At 66.0% G+C, this 18,070-nt stretch carries 17 protein-coding genes; 7 read left to right on the top strand and 10 right to left on the bottom strand.

What is annotated here, in order from left to right; translation table 11 throughout:
• Positions 1–263 precede the first annotated feature (263 nt).
• Genes AB4Y42_RS22210 through AB4Y42_RS22200 form a run of 3 tightly spaced genes read right to left on the bottom strand, consistent with a single transcriptional unit; the run spans position 264 to position 3,224 of the window.
• Positions 264–494 (bottom strand): DUF2783 domain-containing protein, encoded by a 231-nt coding sequence (locus AB4Y42_RS22210; protein ID WP_368695366.1) that lies wholly within the window; start codon positions 492–494, stop codon positions 264–266.
• An 18-nt stretch (positions 495–512) separates the two neighbouring features.
• Positions 513–2,225 carry an FAD-dependent oxidoreductase gene (locus AB4Y42_RS22205; protein WP_368695365.1) on the bottom strand — a complete coding sequence of 571 codons (1,713 nt, stop codon included), beginning with the start codon at positions 2,223–2,225 and terminating at the stop codon, positions 513–515.
• 39 nt (positions 2,226–2,264) lie between these two features.
• A complete protein-coding gene (locus AB4Y42_RS22200) occupies positions 2,265–3,224 on the bottom strand; it encodes an MBL fold metallo-hydrolase (RefSeq protein ID WP_254320125.1) in 960 nt (319 codons plus the stop codon).
• Between the two features lie 274 nt (positions 3,225–3,498).
• Here AB4Y42_RS22200 and AB4Y42_RS22195 point away from each other — a divergent pair, with 274 nt between their 5' ends.
• Genes AB4Y42_RS22195 through AB4Y42_RS22185 form a run of 3 tightly spaced genes read left to right on the top strand, consistent with a single transcriptional unit; the run spans position 3,499 to position 6,738 of the window.
• The gene (locus AB4Y42_RS22195; RefSeq protein ID WP_368695364.1) at positions 3,499–4,371 is read left to right on the top strand and encodes an IclR family transcriptional regulator; all 873 of its coding nucleotides are present in this window, start codon (positions 3,499–3,501) and stop codon (positions 4,369–4,371) included.
• Positions 4,372–4,430: 59 nt separating this feature from the next.
• Positions 4,431–5,237 carry an IclR family transcriptional regulator gene (locus tag AB4Y42_RS22190; protein WP_368695487.1) on the top strand — a complete coding sequence of 269 codons (807 nt, stop codon included), beginning with the start codon at positions 4,431–4,433 and terminating at the stop codon, positions 5,235–5,237.
• Positions 5,238–5,286: 49 nt separating this feature from the next.
• The gene (locus AB4Y42_RS22185) at positions 5,287–6,738 is read left to right on the top strand and encodes a cytochrome P450 (RefSeq protein ID WP_368695363.1); all 1,452 of its coding nucleotides are present in this window, start codon (positions 5,287–5,289) and stop codon (positions 6,736–6,738) included.
• Between the two features lie 3 nt (positions 6,739–6,741).
• Here the strand turns inward: AB4Y42_RS22185 and AB4Y42_RS22180 are convergent, their stop codons facing one another.
• The 3 genes from AB4Y42_RS22180 to AB4Y42_RS22170 all read right to left on the bottom strand — a co-directional run bounded on the left by AB4Y42_RS22180 (position 6,742) and on the right by AB4Y42_RS22170 (position 9,633).
• Positions 6,742–7,653: a MurR/RpiR family transcriptional regulator gene (locus AB4Y42_RS22180; protein WP_028202741.1), complete on the bottom strand. Its 912-nt coding sequence runs from the start codon at positions 7,651–7,653 to the stop codon at positions 6,742–6,744.
• 76 nt (positions 7,654–7,729) lie between these two features.
• Positions 7,730–8,791 (bottom strand): ABC transporter ATP-binding protein, encoded by a 1,062-nt coding sequence (locus tag AB4Y42_RS22175; protein WP_368688648.1) that lies wholly within the window; start codon positions 8,789–8,791, stop codon positions 7,730–7,732.
• 59 nt (positions 8,792–8,850) lie between these two features.
• Positions 8,851–9,633 (bottom strand): SDR family oxidoreductase, encoded by a 783-nt coding sequence (locus AB4Y42_RS22170; RefSeq protein WP_368688649.1) that lies wholly within the window; start codon positions 9,631–9,633, stop codon positions 8,851–8,853.
• A 299-nt stretch (positions 9,634–9,932) separates the two neighbouring features.
• Between AB4Y42_RS22170 and AB4Y42_RS22165 the strand changes: the two genes are divergently transcribed.
• The 3 genes from AB4Y42_RS22165 (at position 9,933) to AB4Y42_RS22155 (ending at position 13,097) form a co-directional block, all read left to right on the top strand.
• Positions 9,933–11,165 (top strand): ABC transporter substrate-binding protein, encoded by a 1,233-nt coding sequence (locus AB4Y42_RS22165; RefSeq protein WP_368688650.1) that lies wholly within the window; start codon positions 9,933–9,935, stop codon positions 11,163–11,165.
• Positions 11,166–11,349: 184 nt separating this feature from the next.
• A complete protein-coding gene (locus AB4Y42_RS22160; RefSeq protein WP_368695362.1) occupies positions 11,350–12,255 on the top strand; it encodes a carbohydrate ABC transporter permease in 906 nt (301 codons plus the stop codon).
• Positions 12,252–13,097: a carbohydrate ABC transporter permease gene (locus AB4Y42_RS22155; RefSeq protein ID WP_324140996.1), complete on the top strand. Its 846-nt coding sequence runs from the start codon at positions 12,252–12,254 to the stop codon at positions 13,095–13,097. The genes AB4Y42_RS22160 and AB4Y42_RS22155 overlap by 4 nt, the downstream gene beginning before the upstream one ends.
• 15 nt (positions 13,098–13,112) lie before the next feature.
• Here AB4Y42_RS22155 and AB4Y42_RS22150 read toward each other — a convergent pair whose 3' ends face one another.
• The 3 genes from AB4Y42_RS22150 to AB4Y42_RS22140 all read right to left on the bottom strand — a co-directional run bounded on the left by AB4Y42_RS22150 (position 13,113) and on the right by AB4Y42_RS22140 (position 15,878).
• The gene (locus AB4Y42_RS22150) at positions 13,113–13,316 is read right to left on the bottom strand and encodes a glycine zipper 2TM domain-containing protein (protein ID WP_233884092.1); all 204 of its coding nucleotides are present in this window, start codon (positions 13,314–13,316) and stop codon (positions 13,113–13,115) included.
• Positions 13,317–13,379: 63 nt separating this feature from the next.
• On the bottom strand, positions 13,380–14,321 hold the full coding sequence (locus AB4Y42_RS22145; RefSeq protein WP_368695361.1) for an AEC family transporter: 942 nt from the start codon (positions 14,319–14,321) through the stop codon (positions 13,380–13,382).
• A 69-nt stretch (positions 14,322–14,390) separates the two neighbouring features.
• Entirely contained in the window at positions 14,391–15,878 is a 1,488-nt protein-coding gene (locus AB4Y42_RS22140; protein WP_368688730.1) for a DHA2 family efflux MFS transporter permease subunit, read from the bottom strand.
• Between the two features lie 223 nt (positions 15,879–16,101).
• On the opposite strand from AB4Y42_RS22140, the gene AB4Y42_RS22135 reads away from it, so the two are divergent.
• Positions 16,102–16,545, top strand: coding sequence for a MarR family transcriptional regulator (locus AB4Y42_RS22135; RefSeq protein WP_342919094.1), 444 nt, complete (start codon positions 16,102–16,104; stop codon positions 16,543–16,545).
• A gap of 19 nt (positions 16,546–16,564) precedes the next feature.
• Here the strand turns inward: AB4Y42_RS22135 and AB4Y42_RS22130 are convergent, their stop codons facing one another.
• Positions 16,565–18,055: an aldehyde dehydrogenase gene (locus AB4Y42_RS22130; protein ID WP_368695360.1), complete on the bottom strand. Its 1,491-nt coding sequence runs from the start codon at positions 18,053–18,055 to the stop codon at positions 16,565–16,567.
• Positions 18,056–18,070: the final 15 nt, after the last annotated feature.

The following is an 18,070-nucleotide window of genomic DNA, read 5'->3' as shown; positions in this document are numbered from 1 at the left end:
GTTTGCGAAGTGAGTGCTATGAGCCGCGTTTACGGCGTTTTCCAGGACGTTCTTGAATCAGCTTGCATAGTTGGCCCGCGTGGAAAGCATGCCGAAAGCCCTTGTCGCGAGTCTATGCGCCGAGGTGTCATGCGCGTTTTGCGAACGCAAACGATTGCTTGCGCGAGAAGTGCTGCAAATGGCGATGAATTGCGTGCGGGAAAATGAATGCGGCCAGTTTGCACTGGCCGCATTCATTAACGCTATCAGTCTCTTTCAGTCTTTCACGCCGCAAGTTTTCCCGTCGCACCGTTGCTCGCTGTCGCACTCACGCCTGCGCGCGCGAAGCGAAGCGCTTGCATCAGCGTTTCGTGCTCGCCGATGTGGTTCGCGAGCAGCAGGATCAGTTGCGCATTGGCCGATTGACTCTGCGCCTCGTCGAGATCGCGATGCATGTCGATCAGCGCTTCGTAAAAGTCGTCCGGTCTTGCCAGGTTCGGTTGGGTGTTCAGCATGGTTGTCTCCTCGCTCCTCTATGCCGTGCCTTGCACGCACAGCGCCCGCTTGAGCGCGCTCTCCACGCGCGCCGCATCGGCGCGCCGCCAGCGTGCGCTCACGTGCTGGTCCGGACGAATCAGATAGAACGCGCCGTCCTGCGCGCCGTAGCGCTGCGCCGCCAGGCCTTGCACGTCGCGCAACACCGCCGTCGATGCCGGCAGGCCTGCCGGCACAGCCGCATCGCCTTCGAGCATCACGACGAACTTGAGCGGCACCGCAGAACGCGAGAGCGCCTGCAGCGTGTCGAGCGTCGCGGTATCGAACGCCGAGCCCGCACCGCTGAACACGAGGCCCGCGAACTGGTCGCCCAGATGCGCGAGCAGCCAGCTCTCGTCACCCGACGCGTTTTGCACCGGCGCGTCTGCACACGAAGCGCCCGGCTCCATCTGGCCGTCGAACGTCTCTTCGTCGGGCGTGTTCAAGGTCGATTCGCGCAGCACCGCCGGCACGGAAAGCCGGCCGCTGTTCACCAGTTGCCGCGCAAAGGCATGCTCGCGGGCAAGCGTGAGCACGGCGTCGCGGAACACGCGGCTCACCGCGCTCTTGGGCGTGATGAAGTCGGTCGAGCGCGTGGAGTTGCGGATGTTTTCGTCGGCGGCGTATTCGCGCTCGCTCGCATAGGTGTCGAGCAGCGCGTCGGGCGCATGGTTCTCCAGCACCATCGCGAGCTTCCATGCGAGGTTCTCGCCGTCCTGGAACCCGCTGTTCGCACCGCGCGCGCCGAACGGCGAAACCAGATGCGCCGAGTCGCCCGCGAACAGCACGTTGCCCTGGCGAAAGCTGTCCATGCGCAGACACGAGAACGTGTAGATGCTCACCCATTCCAGCTCGAACTTCACGTCGGGCCCGAGCAGTGCGCGCACACGCGGAATCACGCGCTCGGGCGTTTTTTCGAGCACCGGGTCGGCGTCCCAGCCGAGCTGGAAGTCGATGCGCCAGACGTTGTCGGGCTGGCGATGCAGCAGCACCGACTGGTTCGGATGGAACGGCGGATCGAACCAGAACCAGCGTTCGGTGGGGAGGTCGGCTTCCATCTTCACGTCGGCGATCAGGAAGCGGTCCTTGAAGGTGCGGCCGTGGCTGTCGAGACCGAGCAGCTTGCGCAGCGGGCTGCGCGAGCCGTCGGCGGCCACCACGTAGCGCGCGAGCAGCGTGTACGGGCCGTCGGGCGTTTCGATTTCGAGCGCGACGTGTGCATCGGCGGCGCCCGGCGTGCCGTGCTGCGCGACGCCCGTCACCTTGTTTTTCCAGCGGATTTCGAGGTTGGGCAATGCCTGCGCACATTCGAGCAGGTAGCCTTCCACGTAGTACTGCTGAAGATTCACGAAGGCGGGCCGATGATGGCCGCTTTCGGGCAGCAGGTTGAACGTGTAGACGAGTTCGTCCTTGCGAAACACCTTGCCCACGTTCCAGCTCACGCCCTTCTCGACCATGCGGTCGCCGCAGCCGAGGCGGTCGAAGATATCGAGCGAGCGCTTGGAAAAGCAGATGGCGCGCGAGCCCGTGGAAAGCGTGCAGTCGTCGTCCACGAGCACCACCGGCACGCCTTGCCGCGCGACGTCGATGGCCGTCGCGAGACCCACCGGCCCCGCGCCGACCACCACGACCGGACGCACGCACGCGGCGGCGTCCGGAGTTTGTTCGCTGCATCGCGCGTAGTCGAAGGTCAGCGTCTGATAGTCGATCATCGTTTTGTCTCCACCGTCTTCAGCCTGTCAAGCAGCACGTCAATCCTGCAGCGCGTCCCACATCTCCTTGTCGCGCTGCGCCGTCCAGATGCGCGGATGCGTAATGCCGCTCGCCTCGTCATACGCGCGCGTCACGTCGAACGGCAGGCAGTGCTCGTAGATGAACACGTGGCCGAACTTCGGGTCCATCGCCTCGCGCGTGAGCGACATCGCGCCCTTCAGGTCGAGCTTCTGCGCCACGGCGGCGCGGCCTTGCGCGAGCAACGTAGTCACGAAGTCCTTCGTGTAGTCGAGACCCTTGTTGACTTCCGCGGGGTTGAGCAGCGCGGGGCCGCGGCCCGGCACGAGCTTTTCGGCGCCCAGCGAGCGCAGCGCTTCTAGCGTGGCGGGCCAGTCGGCGAGCTGGGCGTCGCCGCAATAGCACGCAGCGTCGTATTCGACGAGGTCGCCTGAGAACAGCACCTTCTGCTGCGGCAGCCACACCACCGTGTCGCCCTTCGTGTGACCCGAACCGAGGTGCGCGATCTTCACTTCGAGCTTGCCGAGGAACAGCGTGATTTCCTTCTCGAACACGAGCGTGGGCCACGTGAGGCCCGGCACCGTTTCGACGCCCGCGAACAGACGCGGGAAGCGCTCGATTTCCGACTTCATGTCGGCTTCGCCGCGCTCGACGATCATTTCATACGTACCGCGGCTCGCGATGATCTGCTGCGCGCCTTCCTTGAAGTACGCCGAAGCGCCCAGCACGCGCACCGCGTGATAGTGCGAGAGCACGACGTACTTGATGGGCTTGTCGGTAACGGTGCGGATCTTCGCGATGAGGTCCTGCGCCATGGCGGGCGTGGCCGTGGTGTCGACGATCAGCACGCCGTCGTCGCCGATGATGACGCCCGAGTTGGGGTCGCCTTCCGTGGTGTACGCGTATGCGTTTTCCGAGAGCTGCGTGAAGGTGACCTTCTTTTCTTCGAGGTCGGCCTGGGATGCGAACGCCTTTGCCATGTTGAGTCTCCGTATCGAGGGGCTCTTGAAGCCGGGGCGGGGCGAAGCGCGCACGGGCCGGGCGCGTTGGGCGCCAGCCCTGGTTGTCTCGCCCCGTTTGAAATTGAAATGAACCGCTGTTGTGCCGGGGTGAGGCCATGATGGTCTTCCCGTTTTTATTTGTCAATAGCGAATCATACTGCTATAGGTTAATTTCTGGCTAAAGCATGCTGCTGTCCGTGCGGCTGCCGCCGTTCAGTTAACATGGACCCTTTTTCAGCCAGAGAAAAGCGCCATGAGACGTCGCAACGACAGCGCCGCGTCCGCGCCGGAAAGCAACGCGACGGCGGCCCGCACGCAGCGCGGCATCCAGAGCGTGGAGGTGGGCGGACGCCTGCTGCGCGCCCTCGCCGACGCGCGCGCGCCGCTTGGCCCCACCGATCTCGCGGCGAGCGGCGACATTCCGTCGAGCCAGGCGCACGCCTATCTCGTGAGCCTCACGCGCCTCGGGCTCATCAAGCGCGACGCGCTTTCGGGGCGCTATGAGCCCGGGCCGCTCGCGCTGCGCCTCGGCCTGCTGCATCTCGCGCAGCAACCCGCGCTGCGCGAGGCCGTGCCGCGCGCCGCCGCGCTCGCGCAGGCGCTCAACTGCAGCGTCGCGCTGTGCATTGCCGGGCCACAGGGGCCGACCATCGTGCGCTACGAGCACGCGAGCCTGCCGCTGCACGTGAACTTGCATGTCGGCACGGTGATGTCGCTGCGGGCCACGGCCACGGGCCGCGTGTTCTGCGCGTTCCTCGGGTCCGAGGCGCTCGAAGCCGCATGGGCCACGCAAACCGCGCAGCCGGTGTGGCGCGGCACCAGCCACGTGGCCAGTGCCGCGAGCGCGCCCCAGGAAAGCACGCCCGATGCCGCCTTCCTCGCCTCGCTCGACGCCATCCGCGCGCGCGGCTACGAACTCGCCATCGACGCACCGAGCCCAGGCGTGAGCAGCGTCTGCGTGCCCGTGCTCGGCCCCGGACGCGAACCGAGCCTCACGCTCACCGCCATCGGCGCGAGCGGAGTGATCGACGTGCGCGCGAACGGCGCGGTCGTGCGTGCGCTGCGCGACGCCGCTGCCGAAATCACCGCCGCCGCTTTTTCATCGACACCGACATGCCCCGAGTAAGCTCCAGGCCTCCGCGCGACGACGCAACGCAAGCCGCCGGCGAAGACGCCGTGGTCGGCATGGCAGCCGAAGCCGCCGACAAACCGCAACGCGGCATCCAGTCGCTCGATGTCACGGGCGAACTGCTCGCCGCGCTCGTCGCGGCGGGCACGCCCTTGCCGTTGCGCGACCTCGCCGCCGCCGCGGGGATGGCGCCCGCCAAGGCTTTCCCGCACCTCGTGAGCCTGCAGAAGATCGGCCTGCTCGCGCGCGACGCCGCGGGCCGCTACGAAGCGGGACCGCTCAGTCTCGAACTCGGCCTGATCGGCCTCGCGCGTCTTTCGCCGGTTCGCGAAGCCGACGTCGAGCTGGTGGGCCTCGCCGCCGCCACCGCGATGAGCGTCGCGCTCGCGGTGCCGGGACCGCTCGGCCCGACCGTCGTGCGCCTCGAAGAATCGGCGCTGCCGCTGCACGTGAGCCTGCGCCCCGGCACGGTGATGTCGCTCGTCAACACGTCGATCGGACGCGTGTTCGCCGCATCGGTCGACGACGATGTGCGCGCGGCCCTGCTCGCCCAGGACGAGCTGCGGCTCGCGGGCGCGAAGCCGCGCGAGGGCGCCACGCCCGCCTACCTCGCGCGGCTCGCCGCCATTCGCGCCGAGGGCGTGGACACGGCGCTCGACAAACCCATTCCCGGCATCAGCACCGTGACCGCGCCCGTGTTCGACCACACCGGCAGCGTATGCCTCGTGCTCGCGGTGATGGGGCCTTCGGGTAGCCTCGACATCGCACGCGAAGGAACGGCGGCGCAACTGCTGATCGCCGCCGCGGAACGCCTCTCGCGGCGCTTCGGTTACATGGAAGGGGCGGCGGCCGCGCCGCTATGAGCGCCTTTCGCACGCGATATAAAAACGACCACGTGATGAGAACCACCCCATGAGCACGGCATCCACCGGACAAGCATTGCGCCAGATCGCCGATTTGCCCTGCCCGCGCGGCCTGCCGCTCGTCGGCAATCTGCTGCAGCTTTCGCCGCCGCGTCTGCATCTGATCCTCGAACAATGGGCCGCCGAACTCGGCGCACCCTACCGCTTCCAGGTGGGCGGCATCCCCATTACGATCTGGACCGATACCGAGCTGATCCAGCAGATCATGCGCGAGCGTCCGCATCGCTTCCGCCGCTATCAGCCGATCGAAGCGGTGTTCGAGGAGATGGGCTTCAACGGCCTTTTCTCGGCAGAAGGCGTTGCGTGGGAACCGCAGCGCAAGCTCGTGATGCAGGCGCTCTCGATCCCCAACATCAAGGCGTTCTACCCCACGCTGGCCGATATCACGCAGCGTCTTCACACCCGCTGGCAACGCGCGGCCGAGCGCGGCGACACCGTCGAGATGACCGACGACCTCAAGCGCTACACGGTGGACGTGACGAGCGCGCTCGCGTTCGGCGAAGATCCGCGCACGCTGGAGCGCGATCACGGCGTGATTCAAGAGCACCTGGAGCGCATCCTGCCGGGCGTGATGAGGCGCACCAACGCGCTCTTTCCGTACTGGCGATATGTCAAGCTGCCGGCGGACCGCAAGCTCGAGCGCTCGCTCGAGGAAGTGCACCGCTACGTCAACGCGATGATGGCGCGCGCCCGCGAGCGCATGCGCGACGATCCGTCGGATGCGCCGCGCAATCTGCTCGAAGCGATGCTCGCGCAGCAGCAGGCGCCGGGCGGCGAGACGACCATCAGCGACGCGCAGATCCGCGCGAACGTGCTCACGCTCCTGATCGCGGGCGAAGACACGACCGCCGACTCCATCGCGTGGACGCTGCCCTATCTCGCCGAAGATACGTCGTTGCAGCAGCATCTCGGCGACGAAGCCTCACGCGTGCTCGGCAATTCGACGGTCTGCCCCGACTACGCCACGTTGAAGGACCTCGATATTTTCGAGGCGATCTGCATCGAAGCCACGCGTCTGCGCCCGGTGGCGTCCGTGCATTCGTTCGAGCCGCTGGAAGACGTGGTGGTGGACAACGTGGCGTTGCCCAAGGGCACGCGCATGTTCTTCGTCGCGCGTCCCGCCATGCTCGACGCGAAGCATTTCGCCGATCCGCAGCATTACGATCCGTGGCGCTGGATGAAGCGCGGCGAACGCGAAGCCGATGACGGAAAAGCCCATGACGCGCGCGCTTATCTGCAGTTCGGCGCCGGGCCGCGCGTGTGTCCTGGCCGCCATCTCGCGACGGTGGAAATGCGCCTCGCGCTCTCGATGCTGATGCAGTCGTTCACGATCGAACTGGCAATCGATGCCGCGAAGATTCAGGAAGTGCAGGCGTTTACGATGGTGCCGGATACGATGCCGGTGAAACTCAAGCCGCGCGAGCGCACTGCGGCTGCCTAAGCGTCAACGCCCGTCTTCGGGCGTGCCCACCGTGGAAGCATCGTCGGGCGCGCCGTCGCTGCGCGCCTGCGCATCGCGCATCTTGGCAAGCGCCTTGGGCCCGAGGCCGAGCGACACGCCCAGCGCGAGCGCATCGAGCACCGCGAGATGCGCGATGCGCACCACGGCGGGCGCGTGCGCATCGCTCGCGGCGGGCACGCGCAGCAAAAGCGGAATATCCACCACCCACGCGAGACGCGAGCCCGCACTCGTGAGCGCGATGGTCGTCGCGCCGCGCTCCTTGGCGATCTGTATGCTCTCGTTCACCTCCACGCTGCGCCCCGACTGCGAGATCGCGAACGCCACGTCGCCCGGTTCGAGCAGCGCCGCGTAAAGGCGCTGCAGATGTGCATCGGTGAACGCGCTCGCGGCGATGTCGAGCCGCAGCAGGCGCAGCGCCGCGTCTTGCGCAACGAGCCCCGAACCCGCGCCCACGCCGAAAAAGTACACGCGCCGCGCGCTGGAAAGCGCCGCGACGGCAGCCTCGAACACCGCCGTATCGAGCGAAGCGCGCGCATGGGTCACGCCCTGCACGACCGACTCCGTCACCTTGTCGAGCAGGGTGCCGACCTCGCCGGCCCACCCGGCGCCACTTGCCTCGCCGCCCGTCATCTCCGTGGCGAGCGCGAAGGGCACGTTGCCTGCCGCGCTCTGCGCGAGCCGCATCTTGAAGTCGCGCAGGCCGTGCGCACCCACCGCGCGGCAAAAACGCGTGACGGAGGGCTCGGACACGTCCGCGCGCAACGCGAGCTCGGTGATGCTCGCGCGCATGGCGAAGTCGATGTCGGCAAGCACCATCTCCGCGACCTTGCGCTCGGCGGGACGCAGCGACTCCGCGACATTGCGGATGTGATGGATCAGGTTGGAGACCGGCAAGCTGTTTTTCCCGTGGAAGATACCAGGTTCTGCTCACATGAGGGCCCGCTATCCAGTTTCGATGCGTGCTTCCGCTTCAATCGAGCCGCTTGCCGCTTTCAGTATCGAACAGATGCAGGTGCGCCAAAGGCAAACCTAGCGTCATGCGCTGGCCCGGAGAAACGTCCGGGCGCGCGCGCGTGGTGACGCACCATGTCGTCTCGCCTATTTTCCCGTACAAGTGGGTCTCCGCGCCAGTCGGCTCGATCACGTCGACGTTGAACGGCACGTCGCCGCCCGCCTCGATGTGCTCGGGCCGCACGCCGAGCGTCACGCGCGCACCCGCCTGGGCCTTGCCTTCCGGCAGCGCAATGCGCACGCCGTCTTCGAGCACGAGCGCCGTGCCGCGCGCGTCGCTCATCACCGTGCCCTCGGCGAAGTTCATCGAAGGCGAGCCGAGGAAGCTCGCCACGAACAGGTTGCCCGGTTTGTCGTAGAGGTCGAGCGGGCGGCCGATCTGTTCGATGCGCCCCGCGTTCATCACGACGATGCGGTCGGCCATCGTCATCGCCTCGATCTGGTCGTGCGTGACGTACACCACCGTGTTGCGCAGACGCTGATGCAGCGCCTTGATCTCGGTGCGCATCTGCACGCGCAGCTTGGCGTCGAGGTTGGAAAGCGGCTCGTCGAACAGGAACAGCGCGGGCTCGCGCACCACGGCGCGGCCCATGGCGACGCGCTGGCGCTGGCCGCCCGAGAGTGCGCGCGGCAGGCGCTCCAGGTAGCCCGACAGGTTGAGCATTTTCGCGGCGGCTTCGATGCGCGGCTTGAAACCATTCTCGCGCTCCTTGCGAATGCGCGGACCGAACGCGATGTTGTCGTACACCGAGAGGTGCGGGTAGAGCGCGTAGCTCTGGAACACCATCGAGATGTTGCGCTGCTGCGGCGGCAGCGCGTTCGCCCGCGTGCCGCCAATGGTGAGGTCGCCGCCGGAGATGTCTTCGAGGCCGGCGATCATGCGCATCACCGTCGTCTTGCCGCAACCCGAGGGGCCGACGAGCACGACGAATTCGCCGTCTTCGATGTCGAGGTCGACGCCGTGCACGACCTGGGTGTCGCCATAGCGCTTGTAGATGCCGTTCAGTTGTACCGCTGCCATGCTGTCCTCGTTTGCGTGAAGTCTTTTCAGGTCGCTCAGGTCAATGCGCCGCGCGCGCCTCAGAACGGATCGAGCGTCAGTTCGTTCGCCATCATCCGGTTGCCCGCCATGAGGCCCGCGTCCACGGGCAGCGCCACGCCCGTGATCACGCGCGCCTGCGGCGAGGCGAGAAACTGCACGGCGTCGGCGATGTCCTCGGGCGTGGCCACGTCGCCGAGCGGATACCACTTGCTTAGTTCTTCGAAGATCTTCGGATGCTGTTCGACACGCGCGCGCCACGCGGGCGTCTTCACCGTGCCGGGGCAAACGATGTTCGCGCGTATGCCGTGCGGGCCCAGCTCCATGGCGAGCGCCTTCGTGTAGCTCACGAGGCCCGCCTTCGCCGCGCTGTACGCGGGGTGGCCGAGCGCCGACAGGCCGTTCACCGAGCCGATCAGCACGAGCGCGCCGCGCCGGCGCTCGATCATCGAGGCGCGCACGGCTTCGACCGTGTAGTAGGTCCCGTTCAGGTTCAGGTCGATGTCGCGCCGCCAGCTCGCGGCGTCGGTATGCGCGAGCGTCGTGCCGAGCGCGCCGCCCGCGTTCGCCACGGCCACCTCCACCGGGCCGCGCGCCGCCACGCCGCGCGCCACGGCTGCGGTCACGGCGGCCTGATCGCTCACGTCGGCGGCGAGCGTCTCGAGGCGCGCCGCGCCCGCTTCGCCGAATTCGGCCGCGAGTTGTTGCACGCCCGCCGCGTCTCGGTCGAGCGCGAGCACCGTGTCGCCCGCTTCCAGAAACCGTTTGCACAGCGCGCGGCCTATGCCGCCGCTCGCGCCCGTCACCAGCACCACCCGGCTCATGTCGACTCTCCGTGCGGCTCGCCAGCCTTGCCGGAGAGCCTGAAAATTTCCTACATACGAATGACAGACAGTGGTCCGTATGCGGGTTTATACCGAGCGCGCCGCGCTGCTGCAGCGCATGAATTTCCCCTGTTTTACAGCATGTTATGCAAATTTCTGCGCTCGAAACAATATCGAGTTTACCAGGTGACAACGCTTTTTTCATCCTGTAGGATTTTTTCAAACAACGCAACCCAGCAGCCGGGTCAAGGCGGCGGCATTAGTGGAAAGCGCAGGAACAACCACCAAGGAGAAAGAGAATGTCGTTTCAGGCACGTGCAACCACCATGCTCGGCAAGCTCGCCGTCGCGCTAGCATTCGCCGGCATCACCGCCGCGGCGCACGCCGATACGGTCCGCGTGACCGTCGCCCACTACAGCGACGCCACCGCCCCGTACTTCGAGAAAATGGCCAAGCAGTTCGAGGCCGCCAATCCCGGCATCACGATCAAGATCGAAGACGTGAACTGGGACTCGCTGCAACAGAAGCTGCAAACGGACATCTCCGGCGGCGCGAACGCCGACCTCGCGATCATCGGCACGCGGTGGCTGCTCGACTTCGTGAAGGACGACATTGCCGAGCCGCTCGACCCGTACATGGACGCGAACTTCAAGGGCCGCTTCATCGGTCCGTTCCTGGCTCCGGGTCAAATCAACGGCAAGACCTACGGCCTGCCGATCGCCGCTTCGGCGCGCGCGCTGTACTACAACAAGGACATGCTCGCTTCGGTTGGCTATCCGCAAGGCCCGAAGACCTGGAACGACGTGATCGACGCCTCGAAGAAACTGAAGGCGAAGGGCATTGCGGGCTTCGGTCTGCAAGGCAAGGAAATCGAAACCGACGTGTACTTCTACTACGCGTTGTGGACCCACGGCGGCGAAGTGGTGGGCAAGGACGGCAAGGCGGCATTCAACTCGCCGGCTGGCGTGAAGGCCGCGACGCTCTACAAGAGCATGATCGACGAAGGTCTCACGCAGCCGGGCGTGACGGGCTACAGCCGTGAAGACGTGCAGAACCTCTTCAAGCAGGGCCGCGTGGCGATGATGATCTCGGCGCCGTTCCTCGCCAAGCAGTTGCAGAAGGAAGCACCGAACATCAAGTACGGCATCGACCCGATCCCGGTAGCCACGACGCCCGCCACCTACGCGGTGACCGACTCGATCATGATGTTCAAGAACTCCAAGGTGAAGCAGAGCGCCTGGAAGTTCCTGGACTTCCTGTTCACGAAGGAACCGCGCGTGCAGTTCACGAGCACCGAAGGCTTCCTGCCGACCACCAAGGCTGAAGCGAGCGACCCGGCTTTCCAGAATCCGGACACGCAAGCCTTCATCGCGCTGCTGCCGCATGCGAAGTTCGCGCCGACCGTGACGGGCTGGGAAGACACTGCCAAGGCCGTGACCAACGCGATGCAGTCGGTCTACCTCGGCAAGTCCAAGCCGGCCGATGCGCTGAACCAGGCGGCCACCGAAGCGAACAAGTCGCTCGGCAAGTAAGTCTGGCAAACAAGCCTTGATGGCAACCCCGGCGCGCGCCCGCAGTTTCCGGCGCGCGCCGGAGCGCCTCAGAACCGACGTTTCGAAGCACTGACGATTCGACATGACTACGGGTCCCCTGAAGCCCTCGCCCGCCACAGCACCGGCCGGCGATGCCCCCGACCGATCACGCGCACGAACCCGCATGAGCCGACTACCCCGCGCCGTTTCCGCGCCCCGCGCGCCCTGGCTCCTGATCGTGCCGAGTCTCGTGCTCGCGCTCTTCATCATCAGCTATCCGATCTTCAACATCGTGTATCAGTCGCTGCACGATGTGTCGCGCTTCGGGCAGATTCGCGACTTCAGCGGCCTGCAGAACTTCTATAACGTGTTCGGCGACCCGGTGTTCATGAGCGCCCTGAGGAACACGCTGATCTGGACATTCTTCGTCGTGGTGGGGACGGTCGGGATTTCCGTGCCGGTCGCGCTCGTGCTCAATCAGGACTTTTACGGCCGCGGCATTGCGCGCACGATCGTCATGCTGCCGTGGTCCGTCTCGCTCACGATGACGGCCGTGGTCTGGCGCTGGGCGTTCAACGACGACTACGGCATGGTCAACGTCACGCTGCAACGCCTCGGCCTCGTTTCCGGGCCGATCCACTGGCTCGCGACGCCCGAGTATGCGTTCCCTGTCGAGATCTGCGTGGGCATACTCGTCTCGATCCCCTTCACGACCACGATCCTGCTGGGCGGCCTTTCCTCGGTGCCGGGCGATATCTACGAAGCCGCGCGCATCGACGGCGCAAGCGCCTGGCAGCAGTTCCGCCAGCTCACGCTGCCGCTGCTCAAGCCGTTCATCAACATGGCGGTCCTGCTGAACGTGATCTACGTGTTCAACTCGTTCCCGATCATCTGGGTGATGACGCAAGGCGGCCCCGACGACAGCACGCATATTCTCGTCACGTACCTTTACGAACTCGGCTTCCGGTTAGGACGACCGGGCGAAGCTGCCGCCGTCTCGCTCATCATGCTCGTCATCCTGTTCGCCTTCTCGGTGGCCTACCTGCGCCTGCAGGCAAAACGCGGCGGCGCCGAAGGAGACCTGGCATGAACCGCAAGCTCAAACGCTCGATCTGGTGCTGGCTCGCGCTCTCGCCGCTCGTCGTGGCCGTGCTGTTCCCGTTCGCGGTGATGTTCTTCACCTCGTTCAAGCCGGCTTCGGAAGTGTTCGTGTTCCCGGCGCGTTGGCTGCCCATGCAGTGGCGCTGGCAGAACTACGTCGACATGTGGCAGGCCGCGAACTTCGGCGTCGCGCTGCGCAACAGCATCGTGGTGAGCTGTCTTTCCACGGCGCTCGCGCTCGCCGTGAGCCTGCCGGCCGCTTACGCGCTCGCGCGCTTTCCGTTCCGCGGGCGCGGCCTGTACCGCCAGTTCCTGCTCGTCACGCAGATGCTCTCGCCCATCCTGCTCGTGGTCGGCCTGTTCCGGCTCGCCGCGATGATTCCGTACGGCGACGGCAATCTCGTCGATTCGAAGATCGGCGTGATCGTCTCTTATGCGGCGTTCAATATCGCGTTCGCCGTGTGGATGCTGTCGTCGTATTTCCAGACCGTGCCGCGCGATCTCGAAGAATCGGCGTGGCTCGAAGGCTGCAGCCGCACGGGCGCCGTGTTCCGCGTGTTCCTGCCGCTCGCGGTGCCGGCCGTGGTGGTCACGGCGATCTTCACGTTCATCAGCGCGTGGAATGAGTTCGCCGTGGTCTACACGCTGATCCGCTCGCCCGAAAACAAGACGCTCACGGTGCAGGTCACCGACATGGTGGCCGGCAAATACACAGTGGAATGGCAACTCGTCATGGCGGCGACGCTCGCGGCCACGCTGCCGGTGTCCGTGGTGTTCGCCTGGTTGCAGCGCTACATGGTGAAGGGACTCGCACTAGGCGCCGTGAAGTAACAGGAAGTCTCGCGCCTACTTGCTCAGTTCATGGCCGATCACGCCGCCGGCCACGGCGCCGCCCACGGTGCCGACCGCGCTGCCGTTGGTGGCCCGGTTGCCGACATAGCCGCCCGCGGCGGCGCCGCCCAGCGTGCAGGCTCCCGTGCCCGCTGCGGTGAGCACGACGGTGATGACGAGTGAGGCGCGCGCGGCGCTTAAGCGTCGTAGCCAGTTCATCGCCGATTCTCCTGATCGATGGTCCTGGCTTTCATGCCAGCAAGCATCGTGCCGCGCCGGCTTTCAGCCGTGGTGCAGGTGCAGCAGGATCAGCGTGAGCGTGACGAGCGAACCGAGCGTGGAATGCAAAATGGTGCGCGAAGTGACGTGCGCCTCGCGCCGGTAGTACTCGGCGAGCATGAACGGGCCGGTGCCCGTGGGCAGCGCCGCGAGCAACACCGCGATCTCCACGAGCGGGTCGGACAGCCCGAATACGCGATCGGCCAGCCACCACGTAAGCAGCGGCTGCGCGACGAGCTTGCAGAGCGTGAGCCACCACGACGACTCACGCGGCGCCTCGCCGCTCGCGCGGCGTTCGGCGAGAAAGAGCCCGAGGCTGACGAGCGCACACGGGCTCGCCGCGCCGCCCAGCAGCTTGAGGAAGGTTTCCGCGCTGTCAGGCAGCGTGACATGCGCGGCCGAAGCGACCGCCCCCAGCGCCGGCGCGACCAGCAGCGGATTGCGCACGAGCGAGCGCACGACCTTGATGGCGAGCCGGTGCGGGCGGCGCTCGCTTTGCAGTCCCGTTTCGATCAGCACGATGGCGATGGCGAACAGCACGCAGACCACGAGGATCGTCGCGATGGTCGTGGGCGTGAGGCTCGACGGCCCGAAGGCGATCATGCACAGCGGGAAGCCCACGTAGCCGGTATTCGGATACGCGGCAGCAAGCCCGTCGATGCTCGCATCCGCGAGCGGGCGGCCGAGGAACACGCGCGCGCCCACCACGGCGACGAACACGGCGAGCCCGGCAAGACCGAATGCAGCAACGAACGCCGGCTGATAAAGCTCGTGCCACGTTGCATGCGCAAGGATATCGAAGAGCAGCGCGGGAAGCGCGAGCCACACGACGAAGCGGTTCAGCTCGGAAGCCGCAGCGGGGCCGAGGACATTCGTGCGACGGCAGGCGAAGCCCGCGAAAATGAGGCCGAAAACCGGCAGGAGAATGGAAACGGCAGAAAGCATCGGGATTCGTGAATGCAAAGCGCGCGGGAGTGCCGCGCGCCAGGGTCAAACGGAAGACGATCCGTTCCGCTAATCCATCGCCGCGTGACTCGTATCGACGGTGGCGGCGCTCGGGCCGGTGCGGATCAGAAAGAGCAGCGGAATCACGAGCAGCGTCGCCACGAACATCATCTTGAAGTCGTTCAGATACGCGATCATCTGGGCTTGCTGCGTGATCGACTGGTTGAGCAAGGCGAGATCGTACCGCGAACCGCTTTCGAGCATCTGCTGAACCGCCGGATTGAACGGCGTGATGTTCGCGGCGAGGTCCGAGTGCGCGACCTGCGCGCCGCGCGTGACGAAAGTCTGCACGATCGAAATGCCGATACTGCTGCCGATGTTGCGCATGAGGCTATAGGTGGCCGTGCCATCCGCGCGCAGTTGCGGTGTCAGCGTCGAGAACGTCAGCGCGGAAAGCGGCACGAACACGAAGCCGAGGCCAAAGCCCTGCACCACGCCCGGCCACACGATATCCGAGGGCGACAGCACGAGCGTGTACTGCATCATCTGCCAGAGCGCGTACGCGGAGACCACGAAGCCGAACAGCAGCATGATGCGCGCGTCCACGCGTTTCAATATGCGTCCCGCTATCAGCATGGCGACCATGGTGCCCGCGCCGCTCGGCGCAGTCACGAGCCCGGTGGTCGCGACCGGATAGCCCATGAGGTTCTGCAGCATCGGCGGCAGCAGCGCGCGCGTGGCGTAGAGCACCGCGCCGATCACGAAGATGAAGAGCGTGCCCGTGGCGAAGTTGCGGTCCTTGAGCAGCTGGTAGCGAAAGAACGTGCCGGGCCCCGAGGTGGCCGTATGCACGATGAAGAACGCAAAGGCAATGGCCGCAACCAGCGCTTCGATGCGGATCTCCAGCGAGCCGAACCAGTCGAGCTGCTCGCCGCGGTCGAGCAAGGCCTGCAGCGCGCCGATGGCAAGCGCGAGCGTGGCGAAGCCGAACACGTCGAAGCGTTGCGTGCGGCCCGGCACGCGGGCAGGCATGAAGGTCGAGACGCCGAAGAACGCAAACAGGCCGACCGGCACGTTGATGAAGAACACCCAGCGCCAGTTGTAGCTGTCCGTAAGCCAGCCGCCGAGCGTCGGCCCTAGCACGGGGCCGACCATCACGCCCATGCCCCACACGGCCATGGCCTGCCCCTGGCGTTCGCGCGGATTGATGTCGAGAAGAATGGACTGCGAGAGCGGCACGAGCGACGCGCCGAACACGCCCTGCAAGAGCCGCGAAGCGACGATCTCGCCAAGCGTTTCGGAAAGCCCGCACAGCGCCGAGGCCACGGTGAAGCCCGCAATCGCCACGCCAAGCAGCCGCTTGACGCCGTAGCGGTCGGCGAGCCAGCCCGTGAGCGGCGTGGCAATGGCGGCCGCGACGATATACGAGGTGAGCACCCAGGTGATCTCGTCCTGGGAGGCAGACAGCGTGCCCTGCATGTGCGGCAGCGCGACATTGGCGATCGTGCTGTCCAGCGTCTGCATCAGCGTGGCGAGCATGATCGAGAGCGTGATCATGCCGCGATTGAGCGGGGCTTCCTTGCCAGCGTCTGCCCGATGCTGCGCGGCGGCGCCGTCCTGCATGACTGCGGTCATCGTGCGATTAGCGTGATTGGGGGGCGGAGCGCGTCAAATTAATAAGCCTGCTTATTATACGACTCGCACCCGCCGACGCAATCGGTATCGCCAGGCAGGGGACGCTCGCGAGAAGGCGCGAGCCGTGCGCCCGTATAATCGCGCGATGACTACCGACCTCGAAAAGCGCTTTGGCTTCCTGGTCGTCGACGTGGGCCGGCTCTATGGCAAACGTTACGACGAGCTTGCGAAGTCGTCGCTCGAACTCACGCGCGCGCAGTGCCGCATGATCGCGTACCTCGCGCACTACGGCGACATGAACCAGGCGCGCCTCGCCGAACTGCTGGAAGTGGCGCCCATTTCCGCGGGGCGGCTGCTCGAGCGCATGGAAGAAGGCGGCTGGGTCGTGCGCACACCCAACCCGGACGACCGCCGCGAATTGCTGGTGAGCCTGACGCCCAGGGCGGCAGGCGTGCTCACGGGCGCGCGCCGCGTGGGCGACGAAGTCCAGGCGGAAGCCCTGGCGGGCTTCACGCCTGAAGAAGCCGAGCAGTTCGGCACGATGCTTCAGCGGGTGCGCGCCAATCTCGGCGCGCTGGTGGAACGGTAACCCGCGGCGATAGCTCGCGTTATCGCAGCCGCACGAGCGTGGACTTGAGTTCCGTGTACTTCTCGAGCGCGTGCAAAGACTTGTCGCGACCGTTGCCGGATTCCTTGAAGCCGCCGAACGGGAAGTTCATGTCCCCGCCTTCGTCGTAGCAGTTCACCCAGACCGTGCCCGCGCGCAGCCTGCGCGAAATTTCATGCGCGTGCGTGAGGTTCGCGGTCCAGACGGCCGCCGCGAGCCCATAGTCACTGTCGTTGGCAATGCGCACCGCTTCGTCGATCGTGCTGAACGTGATGACCGACAGTACCGGCCCGAAGATCTCCTCGCGCGCGATCTTCGTGTCGTGATGCGTATCGAACACCGTGGGCTCCACGTAGAAGCCACCACCCTCGGCATTCACGCGTTCGCCGCCGGTCAGCAGCTTCGAGTCCTTGCGGCCGGCCTCGATATAGCCCAGCACCCGCTCCAGCTGAATCTTGTCGATGATCGCGCCCATCGACACCTCCGGATCGAGAGGATTGCCAGGCTTATAGGCCTTCGCGGCCTCGACGAGCTTGGCAAGGAATACGTCCTTGATCTCGTGATGCACGAGCAGGCGCGAACCCGCCGTACACATTTCACCCATGTTGTAGAAGATCGCACCCGCCGCCGCACGCGCCGCGCGGTCGAGATCCGGGCAGTCGTGCAGCACGATGTTGGGCGACTTGCCGCCCAGCTCGAGCCACACGCGTTTGAGGTTCGACTGGCCCGCGTACTGCATGATCTGCTTGCCCACGTTCGTCGAGCCCGTGAACGCGATGCAGTCCACGTCGCGATGCAGGCCGAGCAGCTTGCCGGGCTCCCCGCCACCGGGCAGCACGTTGAACACGCCCGCCGGAATGCCGGCCTCGTGCGCGAACTGCGCCACGCGAATGGCCGTGAGCGGCGACTTCTCCGAAGGCTTGAGCACAACGCTGTTGCCCGCCGCGAGCGCGGGTCCGAACTTCCACGAGGCCATCAGGATCGGGAAATTCCACGGCACGACGGCGGCTACGACGCCAATGGGCTCGCGCGTGACGAGGCCAACGAGATGATGATCGGCGGGCACGACTTCGCCGCCCACCTTGTCGATGGCTTCCGCGAACCATTCCACGCAATAAGCTGCGCCCGGCACATCCACGGTCGTCGTGTCGCCAATGGGCTTGCCTGCGTCGAGCGTTTCGAGCAGCGCGAGTTCGTCGAGATGCTCGCGCATGAGCGCGGCCCAGCGCAGCAGGACGGCCTTGCGCGCACGCGGATTCAGGCCGGCCCAAACCCCTTCGTCGAACGCACGGCGAGCGGCGCCCACCGCGGCATCGACATCGGCTGCGCCGCAATCGGCCACGCTGGCGAGCACGCGGCCGTCGATCGGGCTCACGCAATCGAACGTGCGGCCCGAATACGCGTCGCGATACGCGCCGTCGATGAATGCGCGGCCTTCGATCGAAAGCGTCGCGGCCTTGTCCTGCCAGTAAGTGAAAGTTTTCTTTTCCATCAGGATGCCTCAATG

The organism is Paraburkholderia sp. EG286B (assembly GCF_040965655.1).
GTDB lineage: Bacteria > Pseudomonadota > Gammaproteobacteria > Burkholderiales > Burkholderiaceae > Paraburkholderia.
The sequence above is the reverse complement of the archived record's forward strand: the minus strand, read 5'-3'. Positions and strand labels throughout refer to the sequence as shown.